At 65.5% G+C, this 15,369-nt stretch carries 13 protein-coding genes; 5 read left to right on the top strand and 8 right to left on the bottom strand.

All coding sequences use genetic code 11. The features are described from left to right. Positions 1-36: 36 nt before the first annotated feature. On the bottom strand, positions 37-897 hold the full coding sequence (locus tag GGQ99_RS19825) for an ABC transporter substrate-binding protein (RefSeq protein WP_183263864.1): 861 nt from the start codon (positions 895-897) through the stop codon (positions 37-39). On the opposite strand from GGQ99_RS19825, the gene GGQ99_RS19820 reads away from it, so the two are divergent. Then, positions 896-1,168: a hypothetical protein gene (locus GGQ99_RS19820; protein WP_183263863.1), complete on the top strand. Its 273-nt coding sequence runs from the start codon at positions 896-898 to the stop codon at positions 1,166-1,168. The genes GGQ99_RS19825 and GGQ99_RS19820 overlap by 2 nt on opposite strands. Here the strand turns inward: GGQ99_RS19820 and GGQ99_RS19815 are convergent. The 4 genes from GGQ99_RS19815 to GGQ99_RS19800 all read right to left on the bottom strand — a co-directional run bounded on the left by GGQ99_RS19815 (position 1,149) and on the right by GGQ99_RS19800 (position 5,066). Further along, positions 1,149-1,964: an ABC transporter permease gene (locus GGQ99_RS19815; RefSeq protein WP_183263862.1), complete on the bottom strand. Its 816-nt coding sequence runs from the start codon at positions 1,962-1,964 to the stop codon at positions 1,149-1,151. The genes GGQ99_RS19820 and GGQ99_RS19815 overlap by 20 nt on opposite strands. Further along, positions 1,961-2,848 (bottom strand): ABC transporter permease, encoded by an 888-nt coding sequence (locus tag GGQ99_RS19810; protein ID WP_108610084.1) that lies wholly within the window; start codon positions 2,846-2,848, stop codon positions 1,961-1,963. The genes GGQ99_RS19815 and GGQ99_RS19810 overlap by 4 nt, the downstream gene beginning before the upstream one ends. Then, complete coding sequence (locus GGQ99_RS19805; protein ID WP_108610085.1) at positions 2,845-3,948, bottom strand: ABC transporter ATP-binding protein; 1,104 nt, start codon at positions 3,946-3,948, stop codon at positions 2,845-2,847. Before GGQ99_RS19805 ends, GGQ99_RS19810 begins: the two co-directional genes overlap by 4 nt. Before the next feature lie 83 nt (positions 3,949-4,031). After that, complete coding sequence (locus tag GGQ99_RS19800) at positions 4,032-5,066, bottom strand: ABC transporter substrate-binding protein (RefSeq protein ID WP_183263861.1); 1,035 nt, start codon at positions 5,064-5,066, stop codon at positions 4,032-4,034. A 170-nt stretch (positions 5,067-5,236) separates the two neighbouring features. Here GGQ99_RS19800 and GGQ99_RS19795 point away from each other — a divergent pair, with 170 nt between their 5' ends. Continuing rightward, a complete protein-coding gene (locus tag GGQ99_RS19795; RefSeq protein ID WP_183263860.1) occupies positions 5,237-5,995 on the top strand; it encodes a FadR/GntR family transcriptional regulator in 759 nt (252 codons plus the stop codon). After that, positions 5,995-7,692, top strand: a complete 1,698-nt coding sequence (locus tag GGQ99_RS19790; protein ID WP_183263859.1) for an AMP-binding protein — start codon at positions 5,995-5,997, stop codon at positions 7,690-7,692. The genes GGQ99_RS19795 and GGQ99_RS19790 overlap by 1 nt, the downstream gene beginning before the upstream one ends. A 12-nt stretch (positions 7,693-7,704) precedes the next feature. Here GGQ99_RS19790 and GGQ99_RS19785 read toward each other — a convergent pair whose 3' ends face one another. From GGQ99_RS19785 to GGQ99_RS19775, 3 genes are read right to left on the bottom strand one after another with little or no spacing between them, the layout of a single operon-like run. Beyond that, entirely contained in the window at positions 7,705-8,514 is an 810-nt protein-coding gene (locus GGQ99_RS19785; protein WP_108610089.1) for an enoyl-CoA hydratase/isomerase family protein, read from the bottom strand. Positions 8,515-8,531: 17 nt separating this feature from the next. Continuing rightward, entirely contained in the window at positions 8,532-9,524 is a 993-nt protein-coding gene (locus GGQ99_RS19780) for an MDR family oxidoreductase (RefSeq protein WP_108610090.1), read from the bottom strand. Between the two features lie 40 nt (positions 9,525-9,564). Beyond that, the gene (locus tag GGQ99_RS19775; RefSeq protein ID WP_183263858.1) at positions 9,565-10,314 is read right to left on the bottom strand and encodes a FadR/GntR family transcriptional regulator; all 750 of its coding nucleotides are present in this window, start codon (positions 10,312-10,314) and stop codon (positions 9,565-9,567) included. A 144-nt stretch (positions 10,315-10,458) separates the two neighbouring features. Here GGQ99_RS19775 and GGQ99_RS19770 point away from each other — a divergent pair, with 144 nt between their 5' ends. Beyond that, on the top strand, positions 10,459-11,862 hold the full coding sequence (locus GGQ99_RS19770) for an FAD-binding oxidoreductase (RefSeq protein ID WP_183263857.1): 1,404 nt from the start codon (positions 10,459-10,461) through the stop codon (positions 11,860-11,862). 9 nt (positions 11,863-11,871) lie between these two features. Continuing rightward, entirely contained in the window at positions 11,872-15,357 is a 3,486-nt protein-coding gene (locus GGQ99_RS19765; RefSeq protein WP_183263856.1) for an indolepyruvate ferredoxin oxidoreductase family protein, read from the top strand. Positions 15,358-15,369: the final 12 nt, after the last annotated feature.

Raw genomic sequence — 15,369 nt, 5'->3', positions numbered from 1 at the left:
CGGCGAGAGGATAAACCTCTCGCCGGGCCGGATCTATTACTTGCGGATCTTGTCGGCGGCGTCGACGACGTAGGCTTCCTCGATCATCGCGCTGGTCATGCCGTACTTGGCCATGATCGTCTTGTAGGTGCCGTTCTTGATCAGTTCGTTGACGCCGGCGGCCAGCATGTCGGCCGTCTCCTTGTCGCCCTTCGGAATGGCGATGCCGAGCGGTGCGACGTCATAGAGACCCGGCACGACCACCATCTGGCCCTTGCTGGTCACTTCGAAATAGCCCGATGCGGTGGCGTCGTCGAGACGGGCGTCGATGCGGTCGGAGAGCGCTGCCTGGATGATGTCCTTGCCTTCCGGGAAGATGCTCTTGGCGATCTCGGGCAGGCCCTTTTCCTTGCACTCGCCGCTCAGCCGGTCGGCGATGAAGTCGGACACGGCGCCGCCGATGACGCCGACGCGCTTGCCGCAGAGGTTGTTCTCACCCTGGAACTGCGATGCCTTGTCGGCGGTCGTCGAAGCGACGATGCCAGACTTGATGAACATCACGAAGTCGACCTGCTTCAGCCGGTCGTCGGTGGCGGCGAAGGTTTCCCAGGCGACCTTGAAGCGGCCGGCGGCGAGGCCCGGCACCATCGAGGGGAAGGGAATGCGGGTGACTTCGAGTTCGGCGCCGAGCAGCTTTGCGGTTTCTTGCGCGAGTTCGATGTTGATGCCGACCTGCTTGCCGTTTTCGTCGATGAATTCGAACGGCGCATATTCGAGCGTGTTGGCGATGATCAGCTTGCCGGTGTCCTTGACCTCAGGCGATTTCGGCAGCTCGGCAGCGCCCGAAACGCCGGCGCCTGCGGCGACGGCCAGTGCGGCGATAGCGGTGCCGCGCAGAAGCGAAAGATGTCGTTGCATGTCAGCCCTCTCCATTGTGATGGGTAGTATGCCGGTTGCTTGCGCCCCGGCCAGTCCCTATCGCTGCCTTCCCCTCGAACGCCGCGAGGCGTCCTTCTTGTCTGTCGGCAGTGACATCAGAACCGTCTATTCTGATATTGAAATGTATTTTTACGGCTCATCTCTTGTCAAGCGAGGGGGCCCTTCCGGCCACATAAATCGCGCCGGAAAGCAGCAGTTTTCCGGCGCGTGGCGGCATTTTGCCAGCCTGTTCAGAACCGCAGCGACCTGAGCCCGACCGTTCTATCGATGATCAGGATCGCGGCGAAGGTCATGAAGATGCTGAGCGAGGCGATAGCAGCGGCCGTCGGGTCGAAATTGAAGCGCAGGTAGTCGAACAGTTCGAGCGGCAGCGTGTTGCTGCCGAGCGACTTCAACAGCAGCGAGATGTTGAAGATGTCGAAGGAGATGACGAAGGCAAACAGGCAGCCGGTGATGATGCCGGGCTTGATCGCCGGCAGCGTCACGCGCCGGAAAGTCATCCAGCCGCCGGCCCCCAGGCTGCGCGCGGCTTCTTCCTGCGAGCGGTCGAAGTTGAACAGCGCCGAAGACACGTTGAGGAAGACATAGGGGAAGGTGACGACGATGTGGCCGATCTGGATGCCTATGGAATAGTCGGTGCCGATCCGGATCTCGTAGAAATAAAACAGCAGCGCGATCGCCGTCAGGATTTCCGGCACCAGCAGGGGCGCGGTCATGATCAGGCGGATGTAGTCGCGGGCCACCGTCGCATGGCGGGCGACGTAGATCGCCGCCAGCGTGCCGATCACGGCGTTGACGATGGTCGATGTCGCGGCGATCTGGATCGAATAGAGCGTGGCGTCGAGGAAGCGCTTGTTCGAAAACAGCGCCTCGAACCAGCGCAGCGAAAACCCCTCGAGCGGGAATGCCAGGAACTCGCCCGAATTGAACGACAGCAGCACCACCAGCACGATCGGGAACATCAGGAAGATGTAGATCGCCGCAACAAGCACGGTGAAGAGGCGGTCCCAGATGGTCTTTTCGACGCCGCTCGTTGCACCTGTCATGGCAGCCTCCGCATCGCGCGCGCCGTAAGCCGGAGATAGAGCCCGACGAAGATGACAGCCACCGCCGCCATGATGATGGCAAGTGCGGCCCCAGCCGGCCAGCGGAAATTGTCGACGAGATATTGCACCACCAGAACCGACATGGTGCGCCCGCCGGTGCCGCCGAGCATGGCTGGCGTGACATAGGCGCTGATCGACAGCACGAACACCAGGATGGTGCCGGCCTGGATGCCAGGCATGCTGAGCGGCAGCGTCACTTTCCAGAAGGTGCGCATGCGCGAGGCGCCGAGCGAGCGCGACGCCATGGCAAGGTCGGGGCTGATCGCCTGCAAATTGCCGAGCAGCGGCAGGATGACGAAGGGCAGGAAGACGTGCGTCAGCGCGATGGTCACGCCGAGCGAGTTGTTCATCAGCTGGAGCGGGAAGTCGATCAGGCCGACGGCCTGGAGCGCCTGGTTGGCGACGCCGTTGTTGGAAAGGATGATCATCCAGGCAAAGGTTCGCACCACCAGCCCGACCAGCAGCGGCGACAGCACGAAGATGTAGAGCAGGCTGGTCCAGCGCGACCGCGACTTGGCGAGATGATAGGCAACGGGATAGCCGAGCAACAGCGAGATGACCGTGACGGTGGCGCCGATCAGCAGGGTGCGGCCGAGAATGCCCCAGATGTAGAAGTCGCCAAGCGCGGTGGTGTAGTGCGCCAGCGTGAAGCCTTCGCCGTAGACGGCGCGGGTGGAGGCCTCGCGCAGGCTCATGGTGATGATCGTCAGGTAGGGAAGCGCAAAGAAGCCGATGAGCAGCACCAGCGCCGGCACCACCATCCAGGTGGTGCTGCCGCGATTGCTTCGGCCCTCGACGCGTGGAGCGGCTTCGACAGCACTCATGACGCCAGCAGCCAGGTGTCGCGTGCGGCGAAGCGCAAGGCGACCTGTTCGCCGACTTCGAGCGGATTGCGGCCATTGACGTCGACGATCACGCGATCGCCGCTGCCGAGCTTGACGGCTAGCTGGTTGGCGCTGCCCTGGTAGACCGAATTGACCACCGAGCCGGCGAGCACGTTTTCGCCGCTGCCCGCCTCCTCCGCCCCTGCCCCTTGCTGGTGGCCTGACGCGGCTTGGCTGCGGGTGCTGATGTTCTCCGGCCGGATCATGATCTTGACCTCGGCGCCTTTGGAAAGTCCTGCCGGGCCCGTCGCGCCGATGCTTCCGCAAGGCGTCTCGACCTTGTAGCCGTCCTGGCCGAGCGCTTCGGCGATCTTGCCTGATATGGTGTTGGAGCGGCCGATGAAACCGGCGACCGACTGCGAGGCGGGGCGCTCGTAGATCTCGCGCGGCGAGCCGAACTGCGAGATGGTACCGGCATTCATCACCACGATCTTGTCCGACATGACCATCGCTTCGGCCTGGTCGTGGGTGACGTAGATGCTGGTGATGCCGACGCGCTGCTGCAGGTCGCGGATGAAGAAGCGCATTTCGTCGCGCAAGGTGGCGTCGAGATTGGCCAGCGGCTCGTCGAGCAGCAGCACGGACGGCTCGATGACCAGCGCACGGGCCAGGGCCACGCGCTGCTGCTGGCCGCCGGAAAGTTCGCGCGGATAGCGCTTGTCGTAGCCTTCGAGCCGCACCATGGCGAGTACGTCGGCGATGCGCCGCTGGCGGTCCGCTGGCGCGACCTTGCGCACTTCGAGGCCGAAGCTCAGGTTTTCCGCCACCGTCATGTGGGGGAACAAGGCGTAGGACTGGAACACCATGCCGATGTCGCGCTGTTCGGGCAAGGCGCGCGTCACGTCGCGCTCGCCGAACAGAATGCGGCCGGTATCCGGCCTCTCGAAACCGGCGATGCAGCGCAGCGTCGTGGTCTTGCCGCAGCCGCTGGGGCCGAGGAGGGAAACGAATTCACCCTGGCCGATCGGGATGGAAATGTCCTTGAGGATGTGCAGGTTGCCATACCGCTTATTGATACGGTCGATGGTCAGGGCGGTCATCCAGTGTCCTCGCGCAGTTCCCGGCCGGGAGGTGGGGTGCCTCCCGGCCATGCGGTTACGTCGTTGCCGGTCGCGGTGTGGCCTTACGCCATCTCCCGGTTCCAGCGGTCGGCGATCTCCGCCGCCTTGTCGACGTAGCTGTCCCAGTCATAGCTCTTGATCTCGGCCATGCGCGGGCCGACGATCGGCGTGCGTGCCTTCAGCGCGTCGTCGACGACGGACTCGCTGTTGCTGGGCGAGGTGTAGAAGGCCTTGGCCATGTCCTGCTGGACCTTGGCGTCGAGGATGTAGTTCAGGTAGGCGTGCGCGGCGTCCTTCTCGGCGCCGGTGGCGACCAGGTTGAACGACTGCTCGAAGGCGAGCACGCCTTCCTTGGGTGCGACGATCGCCACCGGTGCGCCCTTGTCCTGCAGCGTCATGATCTCGGTCCAGTCGACCGGCGCGATGATCGCGTCGCCGCGGATCAGGGCCGTTGCCACCTCGCCGCTCCACGAAGCCTGCGTGAACGGCAGCAGTTCCTTGATCTTGGTGAAGGCGGTGTCGAAGTCGTCGGGCCCGCTGCCAAACAGCTCGGCGACCAGGCGCAGGAACAGCACGGCGCCGGTATTGCCGATCTGGTAGAGGCCGGTCTTGCCCTTGAACTCCGGGTTTTCCCAGAGGTCGTGCCACGAGGTCGGCGCGGTCTTCACCAGGTCGGTGCGGTAGGCTAGGCCGATCGGCGAAACGATGGCGCGGATGCCCTTGGCGTCCTTGTTGATGAACTGCGGGAAGGTCTTGGCCGCGTTCGGCACCTTGGCGAGGTCGAAGGGCTCGAAGAAGCCCTCGGCGCGCAGCACGGCTGCGATGTTCTCGTTGCCCATGAAGATGCTGTAGGGCGAACGGTCGCCGCCGGCGCGGATCTTGGCAACGAAGTCCTTGCCAAGCCCGACGTCGAGCTGCGGCTGGATGCCGGTGGCAGAGGTGAGGCCCGGCAAGAGGTTCTCTTCCCAGAACTTGGCCCACAGACCGCCATAGGTCGGAACGACCAGTGACGATTGCGCGGAGGCCAGCCGCGGCAGGCTCATCGAGGCAATAGCTGCCGTCATACCGACGGCGAATTCACGCCTTGTCAGCTTCATCGGAAATTATCTCCCATGTTCCCACTGAAGTTCTTATTGTGGCTGCGTCGCGGGTCGAAAACGCTGCCCTGTTGGATCGAAGGCTTGCATTTTTGGATCAGGCGGTCAACAATTTAGATATTGTAATATTGAAATAATAAGAAGCGGCAACCGAGGGAGAGAATACGCGCATGGAGGAGGCCAAGCAGGCAGTCCAGGCTACCAAGAGCCTGGCACATCAGATCGCGACGGCGCTCCAGCAGGAGATCGTGCAGGGCGCGCTCAGCGTCGAGGCCCGGTTACCCTCCGAAGCCGAGATCGCGCAGCGTTTCGGCGTTTCGCAGCCGACGGTGCGCGAGGCTCTGAAGATCCTGGCGGCGAAGAAGCTGGTGCGTTCCAAGCGCGGCCCCAATGGCGGCGTCTTCGTCAATGCACCGTCGCTCACCGCGGCCAGCCAGATGCTGCAGGAGATGACGACCTGGTTTGTCGGCCTTGGCGTCTTCGGGCTCAACGAGATCGTCGAGGCGCGCCTGTTGCTCGGCCGTACCTGCGTGCAGCTCGCCGCCGAGCGCGCCACGGCCGACGACCTGGAATCTATCGAGGCGACGCTGGAGGCCTTCGAGCGCGACGACATCTCAGACGAGGAGTTTTGCCGGCTCGATGTCGCCTTCCACCACGCCATCGCCCAGGCGACCGGCAACAACGAGCTGCGCTTCATCATGCTGGTCGTCAATGACTCGCTGATCCCGGCAACCAACATGATCTCGTTCCGCTTCCGCGAGCGCGGCCGCGTCGTGTCGCTGCACGCCGACATCCTTAAGGCGCTGCGCGCCCGCGACGCATCGGCCGCCACCGCCGCCTTCGAGGAACTCATCGCCTATCAGTCGAGCGTCTACGAAAAGGCGCTTTCGGCGCGACAGGGCGATGCCCCCCAGAGGCACGAAGCCTGATGAGCCTGCTGGTGGCCCCGGGCCAGGAGCTGATCGAAGAGCAGCTTCAGGACGGGCGCCGCGTCTATCGCAGCTCGATCGCGCTGCCGGCCGAAATGCCGGATATTCTGGCACGGCTCGCCAAATGGGCGGAAGTGCAGCCAGGCCAGGTGCTTCTGTCCGAGCCCGGCGACGGCGTCAGGCGTTCGATCAGCTACGGCGAAGCGCTTCGCCGGGCCCGCGCCATGCGAAAGCTGCTTGCCGATCACCATGGCCTCGCCAAGGGCGATTGCGTGGCGACCCTGGCCCCGGCCGGCATCGATGCGCTGGTGCTCAAGCTCGCCTGCCTTTCAGGCGGTTTCGTCCATGCGGCGCTGCCGCCCTTTCCTTTCCGCGACGGTTTCGAAAGCGAAGCGACGAAGCCGTTCCTCGATGCCGCCAAACCCAGGCTGATCGTGGCACCTTCCGGCCATCCGGCCATCGAAGGCATGAGTGCCGTTTCGCTTGGCGAACTGGCGTGCGATAGCATGGGCGGAGCCGCGCCTGGGACGGACGTGGATGCCGCGCCGGAGGACTGGGCGGCGATCTTTTTCACCTCGGGCAGCACCGGAACCCCCAAGGGCGTGCCGATCACGCGCGGCATGATCTCGTCCAACCAGAGCGCCATTGCCGCGATGTGGCCGTTCGTGGCCGAAACCCCGCCGGTGCTGGTCGACTGGCTGCCCTGGCACCACGTCTTCGGCGGTCTCGACAATATCTTCAAGGTGATCTGGAACGGCGGCGCGATGCATGTCGACGCCGCCCCCAGCCCGTCGACCTTCGAGGCGAGTGTGCGGATCATGGCGGAGGTCTCTCCGACCATGCATATCGCCGTGCCGCTGGGCCTGAAACTGCTGCTTGACCGATTGGAAAACGACCAGGCTGCGGCCGCGGCGTTCACCCGCAAGCTGCGGGCCATCTTCTTTGCCGGCGCCGGCATCGACGCCTCGCTCTGGCGCCGGCTCGCCGACTTCCGCGACAGCCATGGTGATTTCCAGATCCTGTCGGGCTATGGCGCGACCGAAGCCGCATCGACGATCACGCTGTCGCCGGCGCCACTGGAGCGCCCGGGCGAGCTTGGCCATCCCCTGCCCGGCCATCGCGTGGCCCTGGTTGACATCGATGGGCGCAGTGAGTTGCGCGTTTCGGGCCCCAACATCGCGCCCTGCTATCTCATCGAGGGCCGCACGGTCCCGCTGCCGATGGACGAGCATGGTTTCTACCGCACCGGCGACGCCGGAGTGCTGCGCCAGCGCACGGACGGCATGCCGGTGTTCGGCTTCGATGGCCGTCTTGCCGAGGATTTCAAGCTGTCAAGCGGGGTCAAGGTGCGCACCGGCCCGTTGCGCACCGGCCTGATGGCGCAATGCGCGCCGCTCGCCGACGACATCGTCATTTCGGGCGAGGACCGCGACCGGCTGGTCGCGCTGGTCTTTGCCTCGGCGGCGGGCAGGGATCGTATCGGCGAAATCAGCGCGCGCATCGCCGGCTGGAACGCCGCCAACCCCGCAGGCTCGACGGCGATTGCCCGCTTCGACCTGGCGACGACACCGGCCGACCGCAGCAGGGGCGAACTGTCGGACAAGGGGCAGATCGTGCAGTCGCGCTACCTGCGCAACCATGCCGAACTGTTCGAGGCGCTGCAGGCGGGCGGAGGCCAGGCACCCAAGGGCGCCTGACCTGTTTCGAACTCAATCAAGGTCGCGGAACGGCTTCTCGCGGATGTCGAGGAACTCCTTCAGCGAATGCTCCTTGAGCAACCGCATCCAGTAGCGCCCTTCCTCGGAACCATGCAGGATCGCCGTGGTTTCGCGGTTGTAGGTCCAGGAGCTCTCCAGGCCCGCCGTCTGCTGCTGGTGGTTGAGCGCGGCCTTGGCGAACTTGATCGCCGCACCCGGCATGCGGGCGCACTTGCGCGCCAGCTTTTCGGCCTCCGCCCGCAACTGGTCGCGCGGCACCGCCTTGTTGACGAGATGGATGCGCTCCGCCTCGCGACCGTCGATCAGGTCGCCCGTGTACATCAAATGCCGCGCATGGATCATCGGCACGGTCCAGGGCAGCATCAGCGTCGGCGGCGCCGAGACGTGGCGCACTTCCGGCTCGCCCAGCATCGCATCTTCCGCCGCGATGGTCATGTCGCAGCACATCATCAGCTCCAGCCCGCCGGCCAGCGCAAAGCCGTTGACGGCCGCGATGATCGGGATCGGCGCTTCACGGATGAATTTCATGCGGCGCATGTTGGCGCCGATGTCCTCGCGCCAGGCCTCGGTGTCCATCTCGAAGTCTTCGCCGCCAAGGTCGAAGCCGGCGGTGAAGGCGCGCCCGGCGCCGGTGATGATGACCGCGCGGATCTCGGGATCCTTGACCGCGCGTTCGATCGCCGCCTCGAGCGCGTCGCCGAGTTCCTGGTTCATGGCGTTCATCTTGTCGGGGCGGTTGAGCGTCAGGGTGACGAACGCGTCCTGCGCGTCCTTTTCCCAAAGTACGACTTCGCTGCTCATGATGGTCTCCCTTCCCCTTACGCGATTTCGATGACGACACGCCCGCGCACTGCACCCGCCAGGATGCGGTTGGCGAGTTCGGGCAGTTCGGACATCTTGTGCGTCTCGGTCATGGCCGACAGCTTGGTCCGGTCGAGGTGGTCGGCCAGCGTCTGCCAGGCCTTTTGGCGCTTGGGCAATGGCGCAAACACGGAATCGACGCCGATCAGCGCTACGCTGCGCAGGATATGCGGCATGACGGTTCCGGGCAGGTTATGGCCGCCGGCAAGACCGCAAGCCGCGACCGCGCCGCCATAGACCGTCTGCGCCAGGACATTGGCGAGCGTCGTCGAGCCGACGGAATCCACGGCGCCGCTCCAGCGTTCCTTCTGCAGCGGCTTGACCTCCGCCGAAAGCTCGGCGCGGTCGAGGAAGGACGTCGCACCGAGCGAGCGCAGGTAGTCATGCGTCTCTGCGCGGCCGGTCGAGGCAACGACCGTATAGCCCTTGGACGACAGCAGGCTGACCGCCGTCGAGCCGACGCCGCCGGCAGCGCCGGTCACCAGAACCTCGCCCTTGCCGGGCTCGATGGTGCCCCAGTTCTCCAGCGCGTCGACGCAGAGCGCCGCGGTATAGCCGGCCGTGCCGATGGCCATCGCCTGCTCCATGGAAAACGCCTCGGGCAGGCGGATCAGCCATTCCGGCTTCAGCCGCTGGAAGCGCGTGTAGCCGCCCCACTCGGTCTCCGACATGCCCCAGCCATTGGCCACGACCCTGTCGCCGGCCTTCCATGCCGGCGAACGCGACTCGACCACCGTGCCGGCGATGTCGATGCCGGCGACCATCGGCAGGCGGCGGGCGATGCGGCCCTTGCCGGAAACGGCGAGACCATCCTTGTAGTTGAGGCTCGAATAGGCGACCTCGACCAGCACGTCATGGTCGGGCAGGTCGGCTTTGGTGATCTCGCGGAAGCCGGCGCGCGGCTTGCCGTCGACGTCTTCCAGCATCAATGCTGTGAAAGTCTCGCTCATAACGTTCTCCAAGAAATCATCGGGGTCGGATGGGCGCGCGTCAGCCGCGCTTGGCCTCGCGTTCGTCGCGTCGCTTGAGAGCGGTCGCGTAGCTGTCGCGAAGATAGGTCAAAAGCTCGGAAAGCACAGCGGTGGCGGTCGCCGCGTCGCGCGCCTCGAGTGCCGCGGCTATCCGATCGTGGAAGTCGGCAACCGTGCGGCGCTCGCGCACCTGCGAAACGATCATGTTGGTGATCGGCATGAACGCCTCGACCACCGTGTACATCATCAGGCTGAGCGGGCCGTTGCCGGCGGCTTGCACGACCGCGCGATGGAAACGCACGTCCGAGGCACAGAAGTCCTCGTCGCTGAGCGCGGGGCCACGCTGTAGCGCGATCTCCGTGCGCATGGCCGCCAGGTCTGCGTCGCTGCGCCGTTCGCAGGCCAGCCTGGAGCAGATAGCCTCCGTCTCCAGCCGCGCGCCGATGATCTCGTCGATGTCGAAGGCGCCGACGCCGACAAGAAGGGTCGCTGCCCCTGTTATCGCCGACGACAGGCCTTCGGGATCGGGGCGGCTGACAAAGGTGCCGCCGGTCGGTCCGCGCTGCGAACGGATGAGGTTTTGCGCTGCGAGCCGCTTCAGGGCTTCGCGCACGGTCGGCCGCGAAATGCCGAAGCTCTTGGCAAGGTCCTCTTCGGTGGGCAGGCGTTCGTCGATCTGCAGCCGGCCGTCAAGAATGGCGGCGCGAATCTTGTCGGCGACCTGCCGGGCAACGCCGGTGCGCACCACGTCCTGATATTCGATAGGCATCCGTCCTCCGTCGGTACGGCCTGAGCAGGCCGACATCCGTCTCGACATGGAGATAAACAATATAGGTTTGACAAATATTGCAAGCGAAATAAGCTTGCTTGAGACAGCGCCCGGAAATGGCTTCCTCCGGGCCATCCAGGCATCATGGCGCGACCGACCAATCAGGTTCTTTCCATTCTCCAGACGCGGCTCGACAAGGCTGCGATTCTGGCCGGCGATGCAATCGACCCGCGCTACAGCGACGACCTTTCCGGCGGGCCGGGCGCCCGGCCCGAACTGGTGCTGCGCCCGCGCAATACGTCCGAAGTCGCCGAGATACTCAACGCCTGTAATGCCGCCCGTCTGCCTCTCGTTGTCCAGGGCGGACGCACCGGGCTGTCGGGTGGAGCGCGCGTGCTGGCCGGCGAGGCGGTTCTTTCGCTCGAACGCATGACGGCCCTGCAGGAGGTCGAGCCGACAGCGGGGACCATCGTCGCAGAAGCCGGCGTGCCGTTGCAGGTCGTGCAGGAAAGGGCCGACGCGGCGGGCCTGGTCTTCGGCGTCGACATCGGCGCGCGGGGCACCGCGACCATCGGCGGGAACATCGCCACCAATGCCGGCGGCATTCGCGTGCTTCGCTATGGCAATTTCCGGGCGCAGGTTTTGGGCGTCGAAGCCGTGCTTGCGGACGGCAGCGTGCTGTCGTCGATGAAGGGCCTTGCCAAGGATAATTCCGGCTACGACCTCAGCCAGCTTTTTGTCGGCAGCGAAGGCACGCTCGGCGTCGTCACCCGGGCCTGCCTCAGGCTTCACCCCAAACCCGTCACCCAGTCCGCGGCCTTCTGCTCGCTGCCCTCGCTCGACGCTGCCTTCGGCTTGCTCAAGTTCCTGCGCGGCCGCCTCGGCAATCTGCTGTCCGGCTTCGAGGTCATCCTGGCGCCGCTGATGGGCGACATGGTTTCGGCGCTCGGGTTCACGGCACCTGTTGCACTTACCTCGCCCGTTTATGTGCTGACCGACATCCAGGGCATGACGCCAGGCGCCGACGAAGAGGCGTTCACCGAAGCGCTGTCGCAGGCGATCGAAGACGGGTTGGTCGAGGATGTCGTGCTGTCGCAGTCGGAGCGTGAGTACCAGGGCCTGTGGACGTTGCGTGACGACTGCAACCGGTTCCTGTTTGCCGAGGGCGCGATGCTCAGCCTCGACGTCAGCCTGCCACTGCCACGCATGGGCGCCTTCCTCGATCTGGCCGAGGCTGCCCAGGCCCACGCCGACCCGGCGGCGCGCGCCTATATTTTCGGTCATCTCGGTGACGGCAACCTGCACTACGTCGTCCGCACCGACCGGCCCAACGAGGTCGCCAAGGCGGTGTTCGACTGTGTTGCCAAGTCTGGCGGATCAATCTCGGCCGAACATGGCATCGGCCTCGACAAGAAGGCCTATCTGCACCTGACGCGAACGCCGGCCGAACTGGCCGCGATGCGACGCATCAAGGCAGCGCTCGACCCCAACAACATCCTCAATCGGGGCCGCATCTTCGACATGCCGCCTGCCCTGCCCAGCGCCTGAGAATCCACAATGACCGTAGTGAAGTCCCCCGATAACAGCGCCCCGGTGGTCGAGATGCCCTCGACGCTCGACGAGCGCTACACACTGGAGCGCGGCCGCATCCTGGTGTCTGGCACGCAGGCACTGGTGCGCCTGCCGATGGTTCAGCGTCAGCGCGACCTTGCCGCGGGGCTCAACACAGCGGGTTATGTCTCGGGCTATCGCGGCTCACCCCTGGCCGGCTTCGATCGCGAGATGGGCAGTGCCAAGAAATATCTGAAGGCCAGCCACATCGTCTTCCAGCCCGGGCTTAACGAGGACATGGCGGCGACCGCCGTGTGGGGCACGCAGCAGACGGGTATGTTCCCCGGCGCGCGCTACGATGGCGTCTTCTCGATGTGGTACGGCAAGGGCCCTGGCGTCGACCGCACCATGGACGTCATCCGCCACGCCAATGCCGTCGGCACGAGCCAGCATGGCGGCGTGCTGCTGCTCGTCGGTGACGACCATGGCGCGGTGTCTTCCACCCTGCCCCACCAGAGCGAGCACAATCTGATCTCGGCCATGGTGCCGCTGCTGTCGCCGGCCGGCGTTGGCGAGTATATCGACTACGGCCTGCTCGGCTGGGCGATGAGCCGCTATTCTGGCGCCTGGGTCGGCTTCAAGTGCCAGACCGAGATCGTCGAATGCTCGGCGACCGTCGATCTTGACCCGACCCGGCTCGAGATCGTCATCCCCGACCTACCCCTGCCCGCCGACGGTCTGTCGATGCGCTGGCCCGACGCCCAGCAGGCGATGGAGCGCAGGCTCGAGACCAAGCTTGCGGCCGTGCTCGCCTTTGCTCGTGCCAATCGCCTCGACCGGCAGGTCTGGCCCTCTCCCAGGGCCAAGCTCGGCATCGTCTCGACCGGCAAATCCTGGCTCGATCTCAAGGGCGCCCTGTCGCTGCTTGGCATCGACGAAGCCAGTGCAGCCGAACTCGGCATCCGCCTCTACAAGGTCGGCATGGTCTGGCCGCTTGAGCCGGAAGGCCTGCGCGAATTCGCTGACGGGCTGGATCAGGTCTTCGTTGTGGAGGAAAAGCGCCCGGTGATCGAGGAGCAGATCAAGTCGCTGCTGTTCAACCTGCCCGGCGACCGCCGGCCACAGGTCTTCGGCAAGTCCGGTCCGGACGGCTCCCCTCTCCTGCCCTCGATCGGCGAGATCGGCGCCCTGTCGGTTGCGCGCGCCATCTTGAAATGGCTCGGCACTGAAGATGCCGGCCTTGCCGCCCGCGCGGCCGAGTTGTCGCTGGTCGGAGCCCCCTCCCCTGCCGAACCGGGCCTGCTCAACCGCGAGCCCTATTTCTGTTCCGGCTGCCCGCACTCGACCTCGACCGTGGTGCCCAAGGGCAGCCGCGCCTCGACCGGTATCGGCTGCCACATGATGGTGATCGGCATGGAGCGCGACACCTCGACCTTTACCCAGATGGGCGGTGAAGGCGGCTCGTGGATCGGCCTTTCGCCCTTCACCGACGAGAAGCACGTCTTCGTCAACATGGGCGACGGCACCTATTTCCATTCCGGCCTGCTGGCGATCCGCGCCGGCATCGCTGCCAAGGTCAACGCCACCTACAAGATCCTCTACAACGATGCGGTTGCCATGACCGGCGGCCAGCGCCATGACGGCGAGCTGTCGGTGTCATCGATCGTCGGCCAGGTGCTGGCCGAGGGTGCCAAACAGGTGATTGTCGTCTCAGAGCGTCCGCACCTGCTGGCAGGCCAGTTGCCGCGTTCGGTCAATGTGCGTCATCGCGACGAACTCGATCAGGTCCAGCGCGAACTGCGCGAGGTCGAAGGCGTCACCGTGCTGGTCTACGACCAGGTCTGCGCCGCCGAAAAGCGCCGCCGCCGCAAGCGCGGCACCTATCCGGTTTCACCCAAGCGCGCCTTCATCAACGAGCTGGTCTGCGAGGGCTGCGGCGACTGCTCGGCGGTCTCCAACTGCATCTCGATCGAACCGCGCGAGACCGAGTTCGGTCGCAAGCGCGCCATCAACCAGTCGAGCTGCAACACCGACCTCTCCTGCACCAAGGGTTTCTGCCCGAGCTTCGTCACCATCGAGGGCGGACGCCTGCGCAAGCCGCGCGCCAAGGCCGCCGGCGGGGTCGACGCCGCATTGGCAGAGCCGAACCGCCCTGCCCTCGGCACCGAGCCCTACAGCCTGCTGCTGACCGGCATCGGCGGCACCGGCGTCATCACCGTCAGCGCGATCCTGTCCCAGGCGGCCCATCTCGACGGCCTGTCGCTGGTGACGCTCGACCAGACTGGCCTGGCGCAGAAGAACGGCGCGGTCGTCTCGCATATCCGCCTGGCGCGGCAGCCCGAGCAGCTCAACGCCGCGCGCATCGGACCCGGCGAGGCCGATCTGGTACTCGGCTTCGATCTCGTGGTCGCTGCCTCGCAGAACGCCATCGCCACCTTCGGCAAGGGCCGGACCAGGACGGTGGTCGACGATCATTTCGCTCCGACCGCTTCGTTTGTGAAGGATACCACCATCGACTTCCGCGAAGGCGCCACCTTGCGCCGGCTGCGTAATGCCGGTGGCGAGGACGCGCTCACCACCCTGCCGGCCATGAAGCTCGCGACGGCCCTGTTCGGCGACGCCATTGCCGCCAACATGTTCCTGCTCGGCCACGCCTGGCAGAAGGGGTTCGTGCCGATCAGCCGCGGGGCGATTGAAAAGGCCATCGACCTCAATGGCGCCGGCGTCGCGATGAACCGTGCCGCCTTTGCCTGGGGCCGGCGCTCGGCCGAAGATCTGGACTTCGTCAGCCGCCAGGCGGGCATGTTGCCCGCCTCAGCTGCGCCCGAGGTCAAGACGCTCGACGAGATCGTCGCGCGACGCGTCGATTTTCTCAAAGGCTACCAGAACGCCGCCTATGCCGAGCGCTATCGTGCGCTGGTCGACAAGGCGCGGCAGGCCGAGACGCGGGCAGCACCTGGCCAGGAGGCATTCGCCCATGCGGTCGCCAAGGCCGCGTTCAAGCTGATGGCCTACAAGGACGAATATGAGGTTGCGCGGCTGCATCGCGATCCGGCGTTCAGGCAGAAGCTCGCCGAGCAGTTCGAAGGCGGCTTCAAGCTCCAGTACAATCTGGCGCCGCCCATGCTGACCCGCGTCGATCCGCGCACCGGCCATCCGGCCAAGATCGCCATCGGCCGCTGGATCGAGCCGGTCTTCGCCGTACTCGCCCGCCTGAAGGGCCTGCGCGGCACGTCCTTTGATCCCTTCGGCCGCACCGCCGAGCGCAAGATGGAGCGTCGCCTGATCGCGGACTATTTTGCGCTCGTCGAAGACCTCATTGCACGGCTGGCGCCGGAGAACCTTTCGGCGGCCACCGAACTCGCCTGCCTGCCGGAAGAGGTTCGCGGCTATGGCCATGTCAAGCTCGCTTCCGTCGCGCGCTTCGAGAAGCGCAAGGCCGAACTGCTCGCAGCCTTTTCGCAGTCGGCGCCAATAGGGCAGGCGGCCTAGGCCGGCCTATCA

Origin of the sequence: Aminobacter niigataensis (assembly GCF_014200015.1) — a bacterium.
In the GTDB taxonomy this organism is placed as follows: domain Bacteria; phylum Pseudomonadota; class Alphaproteobacteria; order Rhizobiales; family Rhizobiaceae; genus Aminobacter; species Aminobacter niigataensis.
The sequence above is the reverse complement of the archived record's forward strand: the minus strand, read 5'-3'. Positions and strand labels throughout refer to the sequence as shown.